Source organism: Alcanivorax sp., assembly GCF_040118815.1.
Taxonomy (GTDB): Bacteria; Pseudomonadota; Gammaproteobacteria; order Pseudomonadales; family Alcanivoracaceae; genus Alcanivorax.
Genome location: NZ_JBEDTC010000019.1, coordinates 226125 through 247766, shown reverse-complemented (window position 1 = coordinate 247766; position 21642 = coordinate 226125). Strand labels below are relative to the sequence as shown.

Below are 21642 nucleotides of genomic sequence, written 5' to 3'. Positions count from 1 at the left end.
AGCACCTCTTGAGGTGCGAATCCGAGCCTGGGCGAGGAAAGGGCATTGCCGCTACTCCCGTCCCGTTCCAGAAAGTCTGTTGAGCCCTGGAACGCCTGATCGTCCTGCTGCCGATTCCGCGTTCACACGCGGTTCGCACCTCAAGAGGTGCTCCTACAGAAATCGCGCTTTTCAACTTTGAACTTTCTCTCCTCCGCTGCCATTCTTCCTGTCCACGTTTATCCGGATCATCCCATGAGCACCGATCTCGACTTCGACCGCGACCACCTCTGGCATCCCTATACCTCCACCTCGAAGCCTCTGCCGACCTTTCCCGTGGCCAGTGCGGCTGGAGTGCGGCTGACGCTGGAAGATGGCCGCGAATTGATAGATGGCATGTCGTCCTGGTGGGCGGCGGTGCATGGCTATAACCACCCGGTGTTGAACCAGGCGGCCAAGGACCAGATTGACCGGATGGCCCATGTGATGTTCGGGGGGCTGACCCACGAACCGGCGGTGGAACTGGGCAAGAAGCTGGTGGCGTTGACGCCGGATCCGCTGGAAAAAGTGTTTTTGGCAGACAGTGGCTCGGTGTCCGTGGAAGTGGCGATCAAGATGGCGCTGCAGTACTGGCTTAGCCAGGGGTACACCGGCAAGGACAAGTTGCTGGCCCTGCGTAACGGTTATCACGGCGATACGTTCGGTGCCATGGCGGCCTGTGACCCCGTCAACGGCATGCATTCACTATTCAGTGGCGTGCTGGCCAAACATTATTTTGCTGAGACACCGCAATGTCCCTACGACGGTGACTTCGACACCGCGGATCTGGAGTCCATCCAGCAGATGCTGGCGGCCCACCATCAGGATATTGCCGCCGTGATTCTGGAACCCATCGTGCAGGGTGCCGGCGGCATGCGTATCTATCACCCTACGTATCTGAAGGCGGTGCGGGCCCTGTGCGATGAGTACGGCGTGCTGCTGATCTTTGATGAAATCGCCACCGGCTTTGGCCGCACCGGCAAACTGTTTGCGCTGGAACATGCCGATGTCTGCCCGGATATCCTTTGCCTTGGCAAGGCGATCACCGGTGGCTACATGACGCTGGCGGCCACACTATGCACCGGCCAGGTGGCGGCGGGTATTTGTGACGGTGAAGCCGGCGTGCTGATGCACGGGCCGACCTTTATGGGTAACCCGCTAGCCTGTGCCGTGGCCAATGCCAGTATCCAGTTGTTGCTGGATTCCGGTTGGCAGGAAAAAGTGGCTGCTATCGAAACCCAGCTCCAAAACGAACTGCTGCCCCTAAAGGCTTTGCCCACTGTAGCCGACACTCGGGTGCTGGGTGCCATCGGGGTGATGGAGATGAAGGAGCCTGTGGCTATGGAGCAGGTGCAGGCACGCTTTGTGGAGCTGGGAGTGTGGATTCGTCCGTTCGGCAAGTTGGTCTACATCATGCCGCCGTTTGTGATTGAGCCTGAAGATTTGAGCAAGCTGACCGGTGCGTTGCGGGATTTGGCCGAACAGGGGTAGCTACGAGCTACGAGAAAATAGATAGCGGCAAGCAGGAAAGTTCTCTTCACTCCGCGGGTTTTTCGCTGCTTCTGGTTTGTTTTTTCTGGCCGCTAGAAGCTTGTAGCTCGCCGCTGCGTTATCACCGAAACCCCGGCATGGTCTGAATCAGGTGCCGCTGTACTTCCAGCCACTCGCCAATCAGGCGCCAGTGTTGCTGGTCTTCAAGGTGGCGGGAGACGGCGGCGTCCATGATGCCCTCGCCTTGGCTCATGGCTTGCACGTAGAGCTGGGTATCGCGCAGGGTTACCAGGTAGGGAATCTTCAGGCTGGAGAGAAACTGGCGCAGGGCTTCGTACATTTTGGTGCGGGTGCGCGCGCGATTGGCGATCACCGCCAGCCGCCGGGGGCGCCGGCGGTAGCTGGGGGTAAGCATGACGCTTTGCAGAAAACGGGTGGTGGCGCGGATATCGATGGGGCTGGGGAGCACAGGAACCAGAACCACCTGGGAGAGTCGTAACAGGTGATCCAGCTGGTGCGTATCCAGCCCGGCAGGGGAGTCGATGATCACCAGGTTGCCCGCCTGATCCAGTCGCTGTTGCAAGCGGCCAAGGGAAACCGGTTCGCCGGCAGGCCAGCTGAGGGTTTGAATGGTGGAGGATTTGCGCATCTTCAGCCACTGGGTGGCGGATTGCTGCGGATCCAAGTCCATCAGGCATACCGGGCGCCCCAAAGCCTCGAAATAGCAGGCCAGATTGCTGGCAATGGTGGTTTTGCCGCAACCGCCTTTGCTGTTCGCGACCAGAATCACCAAACGCGATGACTGGGAGCGATGCCGGGAGCCGATCCCCGTGGATGAGCTGTTCTGTGCGCTGTTCATACCGTTTCTTTATGGTTATTTCGTATGATTCTACCTGCCCCTAATACCGGTGCGGTGACTGTCGGAAGAAAGGGTGATTATGCTCACAAATTCAACACTACCGTAAAAGTGGCATAAGTGATGTAAATTGTGATGTTATTTTGCATCCACCGGGAACTCGATCCCGTGAAGAGGCTCAATACAGGGGAATCCGGCATTATGCGTTTTTTGCTCATTATTGTTGTGCTGCTGCTGGCAGTGCTGGCGGCATTGTTTGTTGTGCCACTGGGTGGCGGCAAGCCACTACTGGACTGGCAGCATGTAGAACAGAACTGGCAACAGCCGGAAAAGTTGTTCGATGGGAGTGTGTCTCCCTGGCTGGAAAAAAAGGGTGGCGCGGAACTGTATCGCTGGCGTGACCCCGATGGAAACTGGCAGTATGGCCAGATTCCGCCGCCGGGTGTGTCGGCGGAACCCGTTACAGTAAAGGCCCCGGACACCATCAGCGCGCAAGACATGCGCGGTGGCAAGGGGCTTGAAGAGACACAACGGAAACAATAACAGTAGGCCAATTGGAGGCAGAATGAAGAAATTGGGAATCGTGCTGGCAGGGACTGTCTTGCTGGCAGCCTGTGGTCAGGAAAAAGCGGAAGTGAAAACGGATGACCAGAAGGCGTCCTACGCGCTGGGTTTCCGCAGTGCGGAGCAGATGCGTAGCCTGGAAAACCTGGACCTGGATGCCATGGTTGCAGGCCTGCGTGATGGCTTCGACGAGAAGGGCGAGTCCCGCCTGGGTGATGAAGATCTGGATCAGCTGATCCGTGATTTCCAGGGTCGCATGATGGCCGCCCAGCAGAAGAAAGTGGAAGAAGAAGCTGGCCAGAACCAGGAAGCCAGCGAAAAATTCCTGGCAGACAATGCCGAGCGTGACGGCGTGACCGTTACCGACAGCGGCATGCAGTACGAAGTGCTGGCCTCCGGCGAAGACGGCGCACCGTCTCCGACCTTGCAAGATACCGTGGAAGTGCACTACCACGGCACGCTGCCCGACGGCACCGTGTTCGACAGCTCCGTAGAGCGTGATAAGCCGGCCACCTTCGGCCTGCAGCAGATCATTCCGGGTTGGCAGGAAGCCTTGCCGATGATGAAAGAAGGCGACAAGTGGAAAATCGTTCTGCCGCCGTCTTTGGCCTACGGTGAGCAAGGCGCTGGTGGTGACATTGGTCCGAATCAGGTGCTGATTTTCGAAATCGAACTGCTGGATGTGAAAGGCAGCGGTAATGAGGAAAGCGCCGACGAGGAATAAACTCCCTCGTCTCACGCTTCAACAAAAAGGGCGCCTTCGGGCGCCCTTTTTGGTTTAGAGCTACGAGCTACGAGCTACGAGCTACGAGCTACGAGCTACGAGCTACGAGCTACGAGCTACGAAAAAACAGATAGGCAAAGCCGGAAAGGTTCACTAACCCCAGAGCATTTTTTTTGAAAATGCATTGGGCCGGAGCGACGGCATCAGGCGCCTGCTTGTTTTTCTCGCAGCTAGAAGCTCGTCGCTAGCCACTGCTTCTAGTGCGTCGCGCTTTGCCGGGCCGGAGGCTCTTGTTGGTGAATACTGAGAATCAGCTGGTCCTCCAACGCAAAGCGTTCCTCAAGGGTCTCCATCAGTGCACTGATACGCTGGGGCAATACCTTGCGCTGGGTCAGACATTGGTTGGGGTGTTCGAAGTCTTCGTTAAAGGCCAGCGCTGCATCGGTGGAGCTGTCCAGTTTTTGCAGAATCTGCCGGGTCAGTGCCGGGTTTTCCCGGTGAAAATGCCGGGCTTCGTTAACCAGTTCCCGATACACCTCAAAATAGCCGGCACTGATGTAGTCCATCAATAGCTGACAGAATCGCTGTACCTGTCGGTGCATGGGCTGAGGGTTGTCGTAGGGTTGGGGGGTAGAGAGGCCTTTCAGGCCTTGCATGGTACAGAGCAGCACAATTAGCTGCTGGCGTTCATCCAGCCAAGCTTGTACCAGCGCTTCGATACGTTGCCATTGGGCCAGTGCTGCAGACGTGGAACTCGCCATTGTGTTCCCTCCTTAGTGAATGGCTGAGACTGCCTTGGGCCGGTACCAGCGGTGCCGTGTGCCCGGAGTTGTGATTCTTCAGCAGGGCTATCGAGACTAGGATGGAGGGTATCGAGGGCGCAATGGGCAGAAAGTGACCTTTGCGGGGTGGCGACTGAATGCCGACAAAAAACAGCGCCGGGTCAGCCACTTGCCGGTAAAGACGGATTTTTTATAAGGCAGACGTTTTTAGTGCTTTGTACGGCGGACAGGAACGCCTGATGCCGGGTGCTTGACGCCAGACGGCTGTGCAAACCGGGTCGGGTTGTGGTCACACCACCGGTTTGCTTTGGGGGTGTAATGTCAGGTATCAGGCTTCTTGCGTCCTGCAAAACGAGCAATGCCGTCCCTCCGGTTGAGCTGGCACAGCGGTAATGCTTCAGGTTAATCCGCATTAGCCGAGATGCTGCGCCACCCAGGGCCACAGCCAGGGCAGGGCCATGGCGGTGACCAGGCCGCACAGGCCCAGTGCCAGGCCGGCGAAGGCGCCGGCTTTCTCGCCATACTCGAAGGCACGGGCGGTACCGATAGCGTGGGCCACTAGCCCCAGCGCAAAGCCTTTCACCCGGTGGTCGGTGACTTTCAATAGGCGGAAGATAGGCCCGGCAGAGAGCGCGCCGACAATGCCGGTAATCGCCACGGCGCCGGCGGCCAGGGATACATAACCACCGGTGGATTTTACCACCTCTACGGCAATCGGCGTGGTGATGGATTTGGGCGCCAGTGAGCCCACCACTTCCGGGGGGGCCCCCAGCCACCAGGCCAGCCCCACTGCAATGGCGGCAGAGATCAGGGCGCCGAGAATAGTGGCGATGACAATGGGCGTGAGCACGCTGCGCACGGTGTGCAGTTGCCGGTACAACGGCCAGGCCAGGGCTACGGTGGCCGGGCCTAACAAAAAGGCAATGATCTGTGTCTGTTCGCGGTATTCCTCGTAGTCCACGTTCACCAGCGGCAGCACGATAATCACCGGGATGGAGGCCACCAGGAAGGGGTGGAAAATGGGCAGGCTGTTGCTGCGCCCGTAAATAAAGAGGGCGAAGCGGTAACTGGCCAGTGTCAGCAGCACACCAAACAGAGGTGTGTGCACCAGCCCGGCCAGGGCATCCAGGTTAGCCGGCATGGTCGTCTCCATGGGCTTTGCTGGTGGGCTCCTGGTGTTTGCCACCGAGCAGCTTTTTCAGCATCAGGGTGACCAGGATCATGCTGAGAATGGTGCCCAGCACCACGGCTACGCCCAGCGCCAGGGCGTACTCTTCGTAGCGATGCCATTGCAGCACAATGCCCACTCCGAGCGGAAAGATCAGCAGGCTGATGTGCTTGATCAGGCCGGCGGCGGCGGGGGCCACCCGTTGCGTGAACGGGGCTTCCAGCAGTAACGCGAGCAGCAACAGCACCATGCCGACCACAGAGGCGGGCAAGGGGATGCCGGTGAGACGAATAATCACCTCACCGAAAAACTGGAACAGTAGCAGGATCAGTAAGCCATCGATCATGACGGGCTCAGCGTGGCAGCGGGCGGAACATCTGAATCAGGGCGACGATCAACAGGCCGCCAAACACCACCATGGACCAGGCGGGCAGGCTCAAGCCCAGAAACGACCAATCCATCTCTGCGCATTCGCCGGAGCCTGCCAGCACTTGCTGGAGCACATTCTGCAGGGGGAAGACGTCGAGCATGTAGTCCAGGCCGGGGCCGCAGGCGGGCACTTGGTCCGCCGGCAGGTTTTGCAGCCAGATGTGACGGGCTGCCACGGCGCCACCACCGAGGGCAGCCATGGCCGTCAATGCGCCGTAGATGCGTACCCCCACGCCTTTCGGACCATGCAGGCTAGCAATCAACAGGATCGCCGCCCCGGCGATCACGCCGACGCGCTGGAAAATACACAGAGGGCAGGGTTCCAGTCCATCCACATGTTGCAGGTACAGGGCGCCGGCCATGGCGGCCAGGCAAGCCAGCAAGGTGAGAATATTCAGCAGGCGTGGAGCAGGAATGAAGGACGGCATGGTCGGCTCTTTTCGTCGGGGACCGGCGAAGGGTAGGCAAAAGCGCCGGTGGCGGCAAGGGGGAAACTCGCCGGATGCAAGACGCTCAATGCCGGACGGAAGCGCTGCGCCGGGTATCGTTTCCCGCTAAGGTGGATAAGGGTGCTTGAGGCACTACGCGGATCTGGGTCAGGCCTGTTTGGCGTTTTTCTGCTGCAGGTTGCGGTCGTGCCAGGCATCGATGCCGGCTTGCCAGCCGTCAAACCACCATTGCGTCAGCGGGGCATCCGTATAGGGGCAGCGGTTGCTATCACCGCCGGACATTCCCCACATGCAGCCCTGATTGTACGCTTTTTCGCACTGCTCCCGGTCTGGAGACATGGCGTTGCTCCTTGTCACGTTCCATGGAGAGTAGCACTGCGGTGCTATTTGCATAGCGTGCGAGTCCGCATTTTTGTTGTGCAAATGCAGCAAACGCAGGTGGGGTGCAGCGTTTCGGATGAGCTGTGCAACGGAATGTGTCGCAGTGAAACGCCACGGTGATGGCGGAAATCGGCAATGGCCGATCTCCGCCACATCAATCGCGGAAGTAATCCGCCAGGTAATCCTCGAAGGATTGCTGGTCGGCGGCTTCACCGGCGGCCTGCTCGGCCAGGCTGTCGGCGGCCAGTTCTTCCAGTTGTTGGTTGGTGGCATCGCAACGCTGGCGGGACAGGAAGTGGTCGCGATGGGCCAAGGCCTGATCCATGGCGAACTGGAAGAAGCCCTGATTGCGGCTTTCCAGTTGTGCCAGAATTCGCGCAGACGGGGTGGCGTCCGGGTTATCGACTTTTTCCTGCTGGTGAGCCAAGGCGTCGGCATAGTTGGTGCCGCCGTGGGCGCGGTCAAACAGTTCGGCAATAGGCTGCATCTGTTCCAGCTTTTCCGTGGCCCAATCTTTCAGGCTCACGGACTTGCCCCAGTTGTAGAGCTGGATGTCGGTGTTGCGGCCGTCGTAGACCACCTTGCGCAGGTTTTCCTTGCTGGCATGCAGGTCGCATTTTTCCAGCTGTGGCGATTCGCGCAGCAGGCAATAGGTGGCAAACAGGTCCAGGAAACGGATTTCTTGCTGGTTGATGCCCACCGGTTCGAACGGGTTCAGGTCCAGCGCGCGGATCTCGATGTATTCCACGCCGCGTTCCTGCAGGGCGGTGGTGGGGCGCTCGCCGGGATTGATGGTGCGTTTGGGACGAATCGATGAGTAGTACTCGTTTTCGATCTGCAGAATATTGGTGTTGAGCTGCTGGTACGTCTCACGACCATCCGCGCCGGTGACTTTGACGCCCATCTTTTCGTAGGCTGGTTCTGGCGTCTTGATGGCATGGGTGAGCGTGCTGACGTACTCATCCAGATTGTTGTAGCTGATGGCCAGGGACGACTGGGCGTTGTTTTGGTAACCCAGGTCGCTCATGCGCAGGCTGGTGGCCTGGGGGCGATATAGGGAGTGGTCAAAACGCTCCAGCAAATCGTGTTCACGGCCTGCCAGGAAAGAGGAGCATAACGCGGGTGATGCGCCGAACAGGTACACCAATAGCCAGGAGTAGCGCTGGAAATTGCGAGTCAGATCAAAGTAGCGACGGGAAATGTAATCCTGCAACGGCGCGCTGTCGCCTTCCAGTTGCTGATGTAATTTCCAAAACTCTTCCGGGTAGGAAAAGTTGTAATGAATCCCGGCGATGGTCTGCATCTTGCGACCGTAGCGGTGGCCCAGGCCTTCGCGGTAGACGGTTTTCATGCGGCCCACATTGGCGCTGCCATATTGCGCCACCGGCACGTCACTGTCCTTGCCGATCATGCAGGGCATGGAGTTGACCCACAGCACGTCGTCACCGATGTGGCTGTACACGTAGCGGTGCAGTTGCTCGAGAAATTCGATGGGTTTGTGCAGCTCAGTGCTGGGGGGCGTAATGAATTCCAGCAGCGCCTCGGAATAATCCGTGGTGATATAAGGGTGCGTCAGCGCGGAGCCCAGCGCTTTGGGGTGCGGCGTTTGCGCCAAGGTGCCATCGGTGGTGATGCGCAGGCTTTCTTTTTCGATGCCACGACGGATACCGGCCAGGGTGGCAGCGGCATCTGAATTCAGCAGGGCATGAATTCGCTGTTCAAGATGCTTCATGGTTGGGGCCTGTCGTGCGGCCGCCCAGATGTGGGGCTGGCCGCGGGTGTGACGGAATTCCGACAATCATGGGGCAATAGAATGACGCTGAAAAGTCACTCCCGATCAGGAGCGCTTCTTGCCGTCTTTCTTCTGCTTCTCTTCCTTGGCCTTGGCAAACAGGTCGGCAAAGGTGCCGCCGCCGCCCTGGGGCTGACCGCCGGCGCGTTGACCGCCACCGTTACCACCGCCACCGCGGCGTTGATTATTGCCTTTGCCGGCCTGATTGGCACGGTTGCTGGTGGGGCGCGGGCCGCTGGTTTTTTCGGTGGGCTGGTCGTCCATACGCATGGTCAGGCTGATGCGTTTACGGTCCAAGTCCACGTCCAGCACTTTCACTTTGACGATATCGCCGGGGGCCACCACTTGATGCGGGTCTTCCACGAACTTGTCGGCCAGCGCGGACACATGCACCAGGCCATCCTGATGAACGCCCACATCCACGAAGGCGCCAAAGTTGGTCACGTTGGTGACGGTGCCTTCCAGGATCATGCTCAGTTTCAGATCCTTGAGGGTTTCCACGCCATCCTTGAGGACCGCTGCCTTGAATTCCGGGCGCGGGTCGCGGCCGGGTTTTTCCAGTTCGCTGAGAATGTCGGTGACAGTGGGCAGGCCGAAACTGTCGTCGGTGAAGTCGGCGGCGTTAACCTTCTTCAGGAACGGCACGTCACCGACCAGATCTTTCAGGGGGCGGCCATGCTTGCCGGCGATCTTTTCAACCACCGGGTAGGCTTCCGGGTGTACCGAGGAGCTGTCCAGCGGGTTTTCGCCGTTCATGATGCGCAGGAAACCGGCGGCCTGTTCAAAGGTCTTGTCGCCCAGACGCGGCACCAGTTTCAGGTTGGCACGGCTGGCAAAGGCGCCGTTCTTTTCCCGGAAGGTGACGATGTTGCCGGCGATGGTGCTGTTGAGCCCGGCAATACGGGCCAGCAGCGGGGCGCTGGCGGTGTTCACGTCCACGCCCACGGAGTTCACACAGTCTTCCACCACGGTATCCAGAGAGCGGGACAGTTTTACCTGGCTCACGTCGTGCTGGTACTGGCCCACGCCGATGGCTTTCGGGTCGATCTTCACCAGTTCGGCCAGCGGGTCCTGCAGGCGGCGGGCGATGGAGACTGCGCCACGGAAGGACACGTCCAGTTCCGGGAATTCCCGGGCGGCCATTTCCGAGGCGGAGTACACCGACGCGCCGGCTTCGGAAACGATGATTTTCTGGATCGGCTGATCCTTGAGTAGCTTGACCACTTCGCCGGCCAGTTTGTCGGTTTCCCGGCTGGCGGTGCCGTTACCGATGGCGATCAGTTCCACACCGTGTTGTTTGCTCATGGTAGCCAGCTTGCTGAGCGACTGGTCCCACTGCTTTTTCGGCTGGTGGGGGAACACGGTGGTGTGTTCCAGCAGCTTGCCGGTGGCGTCTACGACAACCACTTTCACGCCGGTACGCAGGCCCGGGTCCAGGCCCATGGTGCACTTGGGACCGGCGGGAGAGGCCATCAGCAGGCTTTTCAGGTTACGGGCGAAAACCTGAATGGCTTCTTCCTCTCCCATTTCCCGCACCCGGCCCAGTAGCTCGGTTTCCAGGTGGGTGTTGAGTTTGATTTTCCAGGTCCAGCGCATCACTTCCTTGAGCCAGTCATCGGCGGCGCGGCCGGCGTGCTGCCAGTCCGCTACGGCGGTGACCATGGCTTCGCAGGGATGCGGCTGGGCATTCTCCAGTTCTTCCGGCAGTACCATGGAAACATGCAGGATGCCTTCATTGCGGCCGCGGAACAGGGCCAGTGCGCGGTGGCTGGGAATGCCTTTGAGGGTTTCGCTGTGATCGAAGTAGTCGCTGAACTTGGCGCCGTCTTTCTCTTTGCCGTCTACGACTTTCGCCTGGATCTGGCCCTTGTCCCAGAGGAAGGTACGCAGGCGAGTGAGTAGCTCGGCGTCTTCGGCGAAGCGCTCCATGAGGATCTGCTTGGCACCGTCTAGAGCATCCTTGGCGGTGGCAATCTTGTGTTCCTCATTCAGGTAACCGGCGGCCAGTGCTTCCGGATCCTGGGTCGGGTCGTCCATCAGGCCGTTAGCCAGCGGCTCCAGCCCAGCTTCGCGGGCGGTCTGGGCCCGGGTGCGGCGCTTGGGTTTGTAGGGCAGGTAAAGATCTTCCAGCCGGGTCTTGGTGTCGGCGGCCTTGATTGCCTTTTCCAGTTCCGGGGTGAGCTTTTCCTGCTCGGTGATACTTTTCAGGATGGCCTCGCGGCGCTCTTCCATCTCGCGCAGGTAACGCAGCCGTTCTTCCAGGGTACGCAGTTGGGTGTCGTCCAGGCCGCCGGTGACTTCTTTACGGTAACGGGCGATAAAGGGGACAGTGGAACCTTCGTCGAGCAGGGCAACGGCGGCGTTGACCTGGCGCTCCTGGCAACTGATTTCTTCGGCAATGATCTGTTCGATACTACGCATGATATATCCTGGCGGCGTACGGCCTGCAAACGTGCTGCGTGCAAGCGTTCTTCAAATACAAAACGACCGGAATCATAGGGAATGAATCCGGTCGTTGATAGATTGACTTGTAAAAGCGGCTGTGGCTGTGGCGCGACATCATGGATGCTCGATCACCGCGCGTGCTGGGCCATGGAGGGTGACTCAGCCTAGCGCTTCATTGATCTTGGCCACCAGCTCGGCTTCTACCGGCGGTTTGACCACATAGCCGAAGGCGCCCTGGCGCTCGCCCCAGACCTTGTCGGTTTCCTGGTCTTTGGTGGTTACCAGAATCACCGGGATGCTTTCTGTGACGGGGTCACGAGTGATCTTGCGGGTGGCCTGGAAGCCATTCAGTTCCGGCATAACCACATCCATCAGGATCAGATCGGGCTGTTCCTGCTTGGCTTTCTCGATCCCTTCCATGCCGTTGGTGGCGGTGACGACATCATGGCCCTGACCCTGGACAATCTTAACCAGATTGGTCAGTTGGGTCGGGGAATCGTCCACCACAAGAATTTTGGCCATGTTGCTCTCCTCAAGCCGGCATTGATCCCATCGGCTGTATTTTTATATGTCTTGATCCAATCGCCCATCATACCAGCCACTGCTCAAAAGGTAAGCTGTCGAATTGTGGCACCTGTGTGCCGCAAAGTGTCGGCAAAAAGCCGCAAGCTACAAGCTACAACGCGGGCAGGGGCGGTGCCGAATCCTCGGCCCTGCCCGCGATTATCGTCCATCGGTGCGCGGCGACTAGGGTAGCCGCTGCGCACCGAGCCTTTTCGCGTTGCAGCTTGAAGCTTGTGGCTTGCAGCTATCTCGTCAGCGTGTGGGCGCTGCGCCGCCCCCAAAGCAGAATCGGCAGCACGATCAGGGCCGTTACCAGCGACCAGCGGGCCAGGGCCCAAAAGCTGTTGGCCAACACATCGCCGGCATCACCTGCCAGCGGCGCCAGGGCGGCAATCATGAGGCTGCCGATCCCGGTGACCAGCAACCAGCCCGGGGCCAGGGCCAGGGCCCGTTGGCGGCGCCGGAACAGGCACCACAGGAACGCCGCGCCCAGCCCAAGCATCAGCAGCCACAGGAGTCCGGCGGGTGCCATGAGCATCAGGTTGCCATCGTCGCTGGCGGCGGCCTTGAGCAGGGGCAGGTTGCCGAACACTTTGAACAGCAGATAGGGCCCGAGCAGCATGACCCACCACAGGTTGCCGCCCAGCCCCTGAGGGCCGAGTTGCTGGCGGTGGTGGCTGGGATCAAAGCGCCAGGCGCGCTGCAACAGTGTGCCCCAGTTGTGCGGCGCCAGGTGGCGGCTGAGCCCATGGAAGCGGTCGCGCTGTTCTTCGATCAGCATCAGCATGGCCGGCACCACGAGCAAAATCAGCCCGGTGCCGAACAACAAGCCGAACACCAGGCTCACGGCCATGGGTTTGAGGAACTGGGCCTGCAGGGAGCTTTCGAACAGGATCGGTGTCAGCCCGGCGACCGTGGTGATGGAGGTCAGCAGCACCGCGCGCAGACGTCGCACACAGGCTTCGGTGATCGCCTGGAAACGTTCCATGCCTTCGGCCACCAGTTGCTGGTAAAAGCTCACCAGTACGATGGAGTCATTGACGATAATGCCGGACAGGCCGAACAGTCCCATGGCCGAGAACATGGAAAACTTGATGCCGAAGGGGGCGGTGAAGATGTGCCCGATCACCGCGCCGGTGAGGCCGAAGAAGATCGCTACCATGATCGCCAGCGGCCAGGAGTAGGAACTGAAAACCCAAGCCAGCACGATATAAATAATTACCAACCCGAGCAACGCGCCGGTAGCCAGATCGCGCAGGTTTTCTGCCTGTTCCTGAAGTTTGCCTTCGTAGCCTACGCCAATGCCGTACTGGCTTTTCAGCTCCGGCAGGATGCCTTCGTTGAGGGTGGCGATGATCTCGTTGGCGTTGCCTTGTTCCGGGTCCAGGTCGGCGTACACGGTGGCGGCCAATTCGCCGTCGACCCGGCGTAACAGGTCTACCCCTTTGCGCGCGTCAAACGTGACCACGTCGCGCAGGGGTATGGCTTCGCCCTGGTTGGTGATGATGGGCAGGCGCTCTAGGGCGCTGAAGCGGCGACGCTCACTGTCTGGCAGCATCACCCGTACTTCCACTTCTTCGTCTTCCTCGTTGTAGAGCTGCGCTAGGCTGCCATCGAAGGCGGCCCGTAGCTGGCTGGCCACGTCACTGAGCGTTAACCCCAGGGCGCGGCCCTGAGCGGTGAGTTCGAAGGTGAGCTGTTCCTTGCCGTAAGGAAGGTCATCGTCCACGTTGCTGACGCCGGTGAACTGCCCAAGGCGTTCCTGCAGCGCCAGTGAGGCAGCTTTCAGAGTGGGAGCGTCACTGCCGGTGAGTTTCACCTCAATGGGTTTTCCGGGAGGGCCGGCTTCGGCCTGGGAAATGGTGAGTTGATCCAGGCCGGCGGGCATAGCCAGTTTTTCGCGCCAGGCGTCAATCAACTCGTCGTTGGAGATGTCCCGGTCCGAGCCGGTGTAGACCTCGACGACCAGGGTGCCGTATTCGTCACCGAACTTGTCCTGGCGTCCGCCGATGTTGGGGAAGCCGGCGGCGGCGCCGTGGTGGCTGATAATGGTATGGACCAGATGCCCGCCCAGCTCCTCGTTGGTTTCTTCCAGAGAGTGTTCCAGCTCGGCCAGGAAGTCGTCCACCTGTTGCTTGTCGGTGCCGGAAGAAAACTCTGCCACGGCGCGCAGTTGGTCGCCATCGACCGGCGGGAAGAAGGTGAACTTGAGCCAGCCGGTGGACACCAGCGACAGGGCAATAACGAAGGCGCAGACGGCGGACACACTCACCAGCTTGCGGTGGGTAATGGACCATTCCACCAAAGGCCGGAAGCGCTCATCCCGGAAGCGATTGAAACCAATGTCGATGCGTTCGCGCAGGCCGCTGGCCTTGACCTCGATGCCCCGGAAGCTGTGGTGCAGATGACCGGGCATCACCAGGAAGCATTCCAGCAGTGAGGCTAGAATCACGCAGATCATCACGAAGGGAATATCGAAAGATATCTTGCCCATGGCGCCGCCCATCATTCCCAGTGGCAGGAAGGCGGCGATGGTGGTGGTGGACGATGCCACCACCGGCCAGAACATGCGCCGGGCCCCGCCCAGGGCTGCGCGCTGGGCGGACTCGCCCTGTTGCAGGTGGGTGAGGGTGTCTTCGCCCACCACGATGGCATCGTCCACGATCAGCCCCAACGCCAGAATCAGGCCGAACAGGCTGATCATGTTGATGGTGCCGCCAAACGCCCAAAGGATGCCGAGGGTGGCCATGAAGGACACCGGAATGCCCACGGTAACCCACCAGGCGACCCGCGCATTGAGGAAGAAATAGAGGGTGAGGATCACCAGTACCAGGCCGGAAATGCCGTTCCAGAGCAGTGTGGAGATGCGCTCCTGAACATGCTTCCACGCCTCGAAGTAGAACGTCATTTTGACGCCATCGGGCAGCGAATGCGTGTACTCGCCTCCCCAGGTGCGAACCTTCTCGGCCAGGTCGAGCATGTCGTCGTCTTCGCCGCGCATCACCTGCAGCTCGATGGCCGGCTTGCCTTCGAAGGTGAGCGTGGCCTGATCATCCCGTGCGCGCCGTTCGATGATGGCGACATCGCCCAGGCTCAGTTGCTGGCCGTCGGCGGTGGTAATCAGAGGAAGTTCGGCAAACGCCTTTTCGTCACGGCGTTGGCCCAGGGCACGCAGTTGTTTGGCGGCGTCGTCACGGCCCACGGTGCCGGCGGGGGTGTCCTGGCTGAAGCTGCGTACCTTGTCGCCGATTTGGCCCAGGGTCATGCCCAAATCATGGAGGGTGCTGGTGGGCACCTGAATGGCCATTTCCTCTTCCGGCAGGCCAATGAACTCCACTTTGCCGACCCCCAGCGCGAGCAGTTCATCCTCCATTTCTCGCACTAGCGGGCGCAGTTCTTCCCGGCTGCCGTTTTCTGTGGATACCAGGATCGACGTAACCAGCGAATAGCGGGTGATTTTCTGAATCACCGGCCGTTCTGCGTCCTGGGGCAAGTTGCGTATAGAGTCGATGCGCTGGCGCACTTCATCCAGGGCCAGGCCCAGGTCGCTGCCGTCTTCCAGCTCGATAAAGATAGCGCTGGCGCCTTGCTGCGAGCGGGCAATCAGCTTGCGGGTGTTGGGCAGGGTTTTCAGGGCCTGCTCAACAGGGATGGTGATAGAGCGTTGCACATCTTCCGGGCTGGCGCCGCGCCAGGGGATGGTGACGGTGACGTACTCAAAGTCAAAATCCGGGAACAGCTGAGTGTTTAGCCGGGTCAGGCCCAGTACCCCGAGCATGATCATCAGGATCATCAGCAGGTTGGAGGCGACCTTGTGTTCGGTAAAACTGGCGATCAGACCCCGCGACTCACTCACGGTCACCGCCCTGATGATCCGCGCCGTCGTCAGTTACTGGGGTATTGTCGGTTTGCATGTCTGCGTTACTGCCAGGAACCGGCTGTGCGTCCACGGGCAGACCGACGATGGCCTGGGGCAGCTGGGTGATCATGATCCGTTCACCGCCAGTCAGGCTATCGGCGCGTAGCAGCAGCCGGGACTGGTCGCCGTCGATGGCTTCCCCGACGATGCGGGCGTCAACGCGTTGTAAGTGGTCATCTGCGTCGATGCGATAAAGCCGGTTGAGGCCATGCAATGCGGTGGCTGGCAGCGACAGCAGTTGCGGCTGGGCAGGCAGTGTCAGGGTAATGGTCAGCGGGCGGCCCAAGGCAGCGCTGGGGGCGCCGTTGGGGAGGTTGTCGTTGAAAGCGAACAGACCATCGATACCGCCGCGGGCATCGGCGGCATCGCCGGCTAGGCGTTTCAGTTTCAGCGGCAGGGTGTGGCCTTCCAGCTGGGTGCTGGCGGCCAGGTCGCCGGCGATCAAGCCTTGGCGTACGGCAGGCAGATAACGGTCGGGAATTTGGGCGCGTACTTCCAGTTCGGTGTCCGCAAACAGGTCGATCAGCGGCTCGCCGGGACGCACCCGCTCGCCAGGGGCTACGCTCACCTGGGTAACGGTGCCGTCGAATGGGGCGTTCACGGTGGTGCGAGCCAGGTCGATCTTCGTCTGTTCCAGCTGTGCCTCGGCGCTGGCCAGGCGGGCTTCCATGCGCGCCAGTTCGTTACGGAAATCACTGACACTGAGTTGGCGCTGGCTGAGTGACAGGTCGGCCCGGGCCTGTGCTTGTTCGGCTTCGTCCAGCTGGGTCTGGGCCACCAGTTTGCGTTCACGCAGGGATTGGATGCGTTCCAGGTTGTCGGCGGACAGTTGTGCCAGCCTTTTTTCCAGGGTCAGGTTCTTCTTGTCGCTCTGGTAGCGCAGCCGGGTGGTTTCCAGCTGGGCGGCGGCTTCGTCGCGGGTGGCCTTGGCGCGGTCCCGAGCCAGGGCGGCTTCGGTGTCGTCCAGCTGAATCAGCAGTTCGTCCTCTTTGACGCGGTTACCGGCCCGCACCGGGATGCTGTCCACGTTGGCGGTGACCACAGCGGTGAGACCTGCCGCACGGGGCGATTGCACCCGGCCAAACAGTTGGATCTGGGGGGAATGGTCCTGAGGGTCAGCCAGTACGAATCGCACGCGGGCATGGTTGTCCACGATGTCTCGGGTGGGTGCTGACGGCTTGAAGGTAGCAAGCAGAATGATTGCCAGGACCGTGCCCAGAATAACGCGGGCAACGGGAGGAATGTGTTTCAGGCGGTCTCGCAAGGGAAATCCTTTGTTGATAATGGTTCTCAGCCGGATAATGTAACGTGTTCCTATAGTCGTGCCTATTGGCAGCCCCTATCTTCCACGCTGGCAATGTTTTTATACAATCTCTTCGTGCCATTTTCTTGCACGTTCGGACCACAACGCGTAAATCAGGGACCAGTAAACCTTCGGAGGTGCCGTGAGCGAACAACAAGACAAGATTCTGGTGGTGGATGACGATGCGCGACTGCGTAGCCTGCTGCAACGGTTTCTTGAAGAAGCCGGCTATACCGTCAAGGCGGTAGGCGATGCGGAGCAGATGGATCGTGCATTGTCGCGCGAGCTGTATTCCCTGATGGTGCTGGACCTGATGCTGCCGGGGGAAGATGGTCTGTCCATCTGCCGCCGCCTGCGTGAGGCTGAGAACGTCATGCCGATCATTATGCTCACCGCCAAGGGCGATGATGCCGAGCGTATCGAAGGCCTTGATGCCGGCGCCGATGACTACCTGCCCAAGCCGTTTAACCCCAAGGAACTGGATGCCCGTATCCGCGCGGTGCTGCGCCGCCATGTGCGCGAGCTGCCGGGGGCGCCGAGCAAAGAGGAAGGGTCAGTGACCTTTGGTCCCTGGATTCTGGATCTGGCCAACCGCACCCTGACCCGTGACGGTGATCCGCAAAGCCTGACCACCGGCGAATTCGCCGTGCTTAAGGCGTTGTTGCAGAACCCCCGCGAACCGCTTACCCGTGACAAGCTGATGAGCCTGGCCCGGGGCCGCGAATGGTCGGCCATGGAGCGCTCCATCGACGTGCAGGTCTCGCGCCTGCGCCGCCTGCTCGAAGACGACCCCTCCAAGCCACGCTACATCCAGACCGTCTGGGGCGTAGGCTATGTGTTTGTGCCTGATTAAGAGACGCAGCATGCACCACGCTTCACGCACCACGCGCGTGTTGCGTGAGGCATGCAGCGTGTAAGCTGCCTTGATGACACTCTATCCCCGCACAGCCTTTGTTCGCTCCGCCATTGTGGTGGGCCTGGTGATTGGTATTAGTCAGGCGCTGACCCTGTGGTTTTTCGCTCGTAATGCCTACCTGCCCGGTATCCGTGAATATGCTCGCCTGACTGTGTTGCAGGCGGAGCTGGCGTTTGATGATTCGCGGGCGGCGGCGGATGCGGACCTGGCCGACCGGCTGGGTAATGCCACGGGTATTACGGTGGCGATTCCGGAGAAACTTCACGATGGCACCATGCTGCTGTCACGCCCGGTAGTAGGCCGTTTTCAGGAAGAACTGGAAGGCATGCTGGAAGAGCCGGTGACCGTGCGTCTGGAAGATAACCGCCAACCGGTTCTGTGGGTGAATGCGCCGTCGTTTGGTGAGCAGTGGGTGCGGGTGCCCATGGCGTTCTTCCGGGATTACGATCGCTACCTGTTGTTGGGCTGGGGGGTGACCGTGCCCCTGCTCGCCATCATCGGCGGCTTGCTGATTGCCCGGGGATTGAATCTACCGCTGCGCCGGTTGGCCAAAGTGGCGCTAAAAGTGGGGCGCGGGGAGGCGGTGCCGGTGTTGGATACCACCATTGGGCCGGAAGAAATCCAGGCGGTGAACGCCGCTTTCAACCGGATGACCAGTGACCTGCAGCATGCCCAGCGGGATCGGGCGTTGTTACTGGCCGGCGTGTCCCACGATCTGCGCACGCCACTTACCCGGTTACGGTTGTCGGCAGAATTCATGCAGGACGAAGAACTGGCCAAAGGTATCGTCGAAGATATTGAAGACATGGATGCCATTCTCGACCAGTTTATTTCCTTTATCCGTGACGGCGCGGATGAACAGCCGGACTTTGAAAACCTTAACGGCTTGATTGAGGAAGTGGCAGGCAAGTACCCGCCGGAACAGTTGCGTTTTGAGCTGGACGACTTGCCCCGGTTGATGCTCAAACGGCTGACGGTAAAGCGGATGTTGGCCAACCTGGTGGGCAATGCCTTGAAATATGGCGCCTCACCGGTGGAGATTCGCACCGTGGTTGCCGAAAACAAGGTGGTGCTGACAGTGCGTGATCACGGCCGCGGTGTGCGTGAAGAAGATATCCCGTTGCTGTTGCAGCCGTTTTCCCGGGGGGAAAAGGCGCGCACCCTTAGTGGCAGTGGCCTGGGCTTGGCCATCGTGAAACGGATTGTGGATATGCACCATGGTGAAATTGAGTTGGCGAATCACCCGCACGGTGGGCTGTTGGTTGAGGTGCGTTTTCCGGTAACCGGTAAATTTGTGCAACCCGAGCCCTTATCCGCCGGTGTGAGATAGACCCGACGGTAACAAAAAACCACATTCTGTGGGCTGGAATGTGCGCTGGCGCAAGGTTTGCGGCGTGGGGGGGCGGTGCATGCTAGTACGCAGTTACTGGCATGGGTAACTGGCACAAAGAACGACAGACAGCGAACAATAACGATGAAAAACTGAGTCCTGTTGCGAGATATGCTGTTGATGCCATTGCCAACCTGTTTAAGGAACACAACCGTGAGCAGGTGAATGGGACAAGAAGCGGGCACGACATGCATGCAGCGGGGCCAACCAAATGGACTTGGGAGAGCGCCTTATGAATATCCTCACCGCGTGGCGGCCGCCACGATGACCTGTATTTCCAGTCAGATGCTATCCGCTGATTCTCACGCGTGTTAACCGTGCTCGGTTAATGTTTGTGTGGTGAATGCCGATAACCTGTCGCTGCCTATGTGCCGCGAGGGGTTTTGGGCCGTACGCCTGTGCGGCCCTTTTTTCGTTTGGGAGGTCCTGTTGGATGCCAGACGCCAGACGCTTCATGCTCGACGCCAGAAAGAAAATGCCTGAAGCCGGAAGCGATATCATCGCTGCTCTTTTTGCGGTTTTGATCTAAGCTTTCAGGCGTGAGGCGTCTAACTTCTAGCGTCGGGCGTCCAGCGTTAATCCAGGGAGCGGTAATGACAACAAACAAACGAAGAGTCTTCGGAGTGCGCATGGGGATGGCCATGCTGGGCGCAATGGGTGTCATTGTCAGTGCGCCGCTGCGGGCCAGTGATGATCCGTTGCGAACCGGCTATGTGGGCGTGCAGTACAACCTGCTCGACCAGCAGATCGCCACCGGTGACGATGCGCAGCCACGCAGTGCGCAGGCGGTGTGGGGCTGGCAGTACAGTACCTTGATCGCGCTGGAGGCGCGTCTCGGTTATGGCATCAGCGATGATGAAGGCGGCCGTGATGGCGCCCGGGTAACGGTAGACCCACAGTGGCTGGTGGGGGGGTATCTGAAAATGGGGCTAAGCTACCGTTTGCCGGTGTCCCCCTATGTGTTGCTGGGGCACTCCTCGGTGAAGCGGGAGATTACCGTGGCCGGCGGCGACACTGAAGAAGACACCGCCAGCGATCCGTCCTACGGCATGGGGGCGTCCATCAAGCTCAATGAGCGCAATGCGCTGACCGTGGAATGGCTGCAGCTGGATGACGACGACAATGACCTGACCACCGTTAACGTGGGTTACCTGTTCCGTTATTGAGCGTCAGTCTGCGTCGGCAGCCCGGTAGCGTCGGCATGACGTTTTTCCAGGCTGCGGCCGGCCAGAAAAATCAGTAATCCGCCGATGGCCAGGGCGGCCCCTACCAGGCCGGTGGCGGACCACTGTGCGCCCATTTTGATGGTGACGCCGGCCAGCCAGGCGCCCAGCGCATTAGCCAGGTTGAACGCGGCATGATTCATGGAGGCGGCCATGGTCTGGGCGTCTTCGGCAACATCCATCAATCGGGTCTGCAATGCCGGGCCCAGCGCCATGCTGGTGCCTACCAGCCCCACGAAGAGGATAGCGGGCAAGGGCCAATCAGCGGCAAAGTAGAAGCCGGCCTGAATCAGCGCACACCAGATCAGAATGCGCGGTATGGCGCGCAGCAGATTGCCGTCCGCGGCGCGGGCGCCGGCAAAGTTACCGATGATCGTACCGATGCCGAAAATCATCAGCACCATGGGGCCCCAGCTTTCCGCCATGCCGGATTGTTCGGTGAGGGTCGGCATCACATAACTGAATACCGAGAACATGCCCCCGAAACCGATGCTGGCAACCCCCAGTGTGAACAGCACCCGCTGCTTGACCAGGGCGGAGAGCTCGCGGCGCGGGCTGGCGTTCGGGTCCGGCGCCTGGGCGGGCACCCACAGGCGGATGAGCAGGGCGGTACACAGGGCAATCACACCCACACCGATAAAAGCCACTTCCCAGCCGAACAGGTTGCCCGCCCAGGTGGCGAGTGGGGCGCCGACCACGATGGCGATGGTCAGCCCGCTCATTACCCGGGCCACTGCCCGGGCGCGCATGTGATACGGCACCGCCGAGGCGGCTACCAGTGCCGCCACGCCAAAGTAGGCGCCATGGGGCAGCCCGGCGAGAAAGCGCAGGCCCACGAAGGCCCAGAAATCGGTGGCCAGGGCGCTGGCCATGTTGCCCACGGCAAACACCACCATCAGGACAATTAATAGACCTCGTCGGGGCACTCGTGCGGCCAGGGCGGAAATTAACGGGGCGCCAACCACCACTCCCAGTGCATAGCTGCTGATGGCGTAACCCACATCGGGTACCGGCACGTGCAGGTCGGTGGCGACGCGCTGCATTAACCCCATGATGACGAACTCACCGCTGCCAATACCGAAACCGCCCAGGGCGAGAGCGAGAGACAGGCGAAGCAGGCGACCAGAGTCGGAGGGCATACAAGTATCCTGGAAATGAAAGCGTGGCTGGAGACGAATGGGTAGGCTGAGACTGTCGAATTTGAACAGGGTTCATTCTAGCATGGCAG

At 60.1% G+C, this 21642-nt stretch carries 18 protein-coding genes; 6 read left to right on the top strand and 12 right to left on the bottom strand.

The genetic code is table 11. The features are described from left to right. Positions 1–234: 234 nt before the first annotated feature. On the top strand, positions 235–1509 hold the full coding sequence (bioA, locus tag ABNH18_RS15000; RefSeq protein WP_349383613.1) for an adenosylmethionine--8-amino-7-oxononanoate transaminase: 1275 nt from the start codon (positions 235–237) through the stop codon (positions 1507–1509). A gap of 121 nt (positions 1510–1630) precedes the next feature. On the opposite strand, the gene ABNH18_RS14995 is transcribed toward bioA, so the two are convergent. Beyond that, on the bottom strand, positions 1631–2368 hold the full coding sequence (locus tag ABNH18_RS14995; protein WP_349383612.1) for a nucleotide-binding protein: 738 nt from the start codon (positions 2366–2368) through the stop codon (positions 1631–1633). Between the two features lie 198 nt (positions 2369–2566). Between ABNH18_RS14995 and ABNH18_RS14990 the strand changes: the two genes are divergently transcribed. Together ABNH18_RS14990 and bamJ are read left to right on the top strand one after the other, a co-directional pair. Continuing rightward, on the top strand, positions 2567–2908 hold the full coding sequence (locus tag ABNH18_RS14990; protein ID WP_349383611.1) for a DUF4124 domain-containing protein: 342 nt from the start codon (positions 2567–2569) through the stop codon (positions 2906–2908). Between the two features lie 22 nt (positions 2909–2930). Continuing rightward, complete coding sequence (bamJ, locus tag ABNH18_RS14985; RefSeq protein WP_349383610.1) at positions 2931–3653, top strand: BamJ family beta-barrel-assembly machinery protein; 723 nt, start codon at positions 2931–2933, stop codon at positions 3651–3653. 257 nt (positions 3654–3910) lie between these two features. Here bamJ and rsd read toward each other — a convergent pair whose 3' ends face one another. From rsd to ABNH18_RS14935, 10 genes are all read right to left on the bottom strand, one after another. Then, a complete protein-coding gene (gene rsd, locus ABNH18_RS14980; protein ID WP_349383609.1) occupies positions 3911–4414 on the bottom strand; it encodes a sigma D regulator in 504 nt (167 codons plus the stop codon). 433 nt (positions 4415–4847) lie between these two features. Further along, positions 4848–5576 carry an LrgB family protein gene (locus ABNH18_RS14975; protein ID WP_349383608.1) on the bottom strand — a complete coding sequence of 243 codons (729 nt, stop codon included), beginning with the start codon at positions 5574–5576 and terminating at the stop codon, positions 4848–4850. Continuing rightward, a complete protein-coding gene (locus ABNH18_RS14970) occupies positions 5566–5949 on the bottom strand; it encodes a CidA/LrgA family protein (RefSeq protein ID WP_349383607.1) in 384 nt (127 codons plus the stop codon). The genes ABNH18_RS14975 and ABNH18_RS14970 overlap by 11 nt, the downstream gene beginning before the upstream one ends. 7 nt (positions 5950–5956) lie before the next feature. After that, a complete protein-coding gene (locus ABNH18_RS14965; protein WP_349383606.1) occupies positions 5957–6460 on the bottom strand; it encodes a disulfide bond formation protein B in 504 nt (167 codons plus the stop codon). A gap of 168 nt (positions 6461–6628) precedes the next feature. Beyond that, complete coding sequence (rmf, locus tag ABNH18_RS14960) at positions 6629–6820, bottom strand: ribosome modulation factor (protein ID WP_007150230.1); 192 nt, start codon at positions 6818–6820, stop codon at positions 6629–6631. Between the two features lie 196 nt (positions 6821–7016). After that, positions 7017–8594: a glutamate--cysteine ligase gene (gene gshA / locus ABNH18_RS14955; RefSeq protein WP_349383605.1), complete on the bottom strand. Its 1578-nt coding sequence runs from the start codon at positions 8592–8594 to the stop codon at positions 7017–7019. A gap of 105 nt (positions 8595–8699) precedes the next feature. Further along, entirely contained in the window at positions 8700–11075 is a 2376-nt protein-coding gene (locus ABNH18_RS14950) for a Tex family protein (RefSeq protein WP_349383604.1), read from the bottom strand. Positions 11076–11258: 183 nt separating this feature from the next. Continuing rightward, entirely contained in the window at positions 11259–11621 is a 363-nt protein-coding gene (locus ABNH18_RS14945; RefSeq protein WP_349383603.1) for a response regulator, read from the bottom strand. Between the two features lie 286 nt (positions 11622–11907). After that, positions 11908–15519 (bottom strand): efflux RND transporter permease subunit, encoded by a 3612-nt coding sequence (locus ABNH18_RS14940; RefSeq protein WP_349383602.1) that lies wholly within the window; start codon positions 15517–15519, stop codon positions 11908–11910. Beyond that, on the bottom strand, positions 15512–16846 hold the full coding sequence (locus ABNH18_RS14935) for an efflux RND transporter periplasmic adaptor subunit (RefSeq protein WP_349383601.1): 1335 nt from the start codon (positions 16844–16846) through the stop codon (positions 15512–15514). The genes ABNH18_RS14940 and ABNH18_RS14935 overlap by 8 nt, the downstream gene beginning before the upstream one ends. Positions 16847–17027: 181 nt before the next feature. Here ABNH18_RS14935 and ompR point away from each other — a divergent pair, with 181 nt between their 5' ends. The 3 genes from ompR (at position 17028) to ABNH18_RS14920 (ending at position 20357) form a co-directional block, all read left to right on the top strand. Next, on the top strand, positions 17028–17738 hold the full coding sequence (ompR, locus tag ABNH18_RS14930; RefSeq protein WP_007150894.1) for an osmolarity response regulator transcription factor OmpR: 711 nt from the start codon (positions 17028–17030) through the stop codon (positions 17736–17738). A gap of 73 nt (positions 17739–17811) precedes the next feature. Continuing rightward, positions 17812–19131 carry an ATP-binding protein gene (locus ABNH18_RS14925; RefSeq protein ID WP_349383600.1) on the top strand — a complete coding sequence of 440 codons (1320 nt, stop codon included), beginning with the start codon at positions 17812–17814 and terminating at the stop codon, positions 19129–19131. Between the two features lie 653 nt (positions 19132–19784). After that, the gene (locus tag ABNH18_RS14920) at positions 19785–20357 is read left to right on the top strand and encodes an outer membrane beta-barrel protein (protein ID WP_349383599.1); all 573 of its coding nucleotides are present in this window, start codon (positions 19785–19787) and stop codon (positions 20355–20357) included. On the opposite strand, the gene ABNH18_RS14915 is transcribed toward ABNH18_RS14920, so the two are convergent. Beyond that, complete coding sequence (locus tag ABNH18_RS14915; RefSeq protein ID WP_349383598.1) at positions 20351–21553, bottom strand: MFS transporter; 1203 nt, start codon at positions 21551–21553, stop codon at positions 20351–20353. The two genes, ABNH18_RS14920 and ABNH18_RS14915, sit on opposite strands and share 7 nt — an antisense overlap. Positions 21554–21642 lie beyond the last annotated feature (89 nt).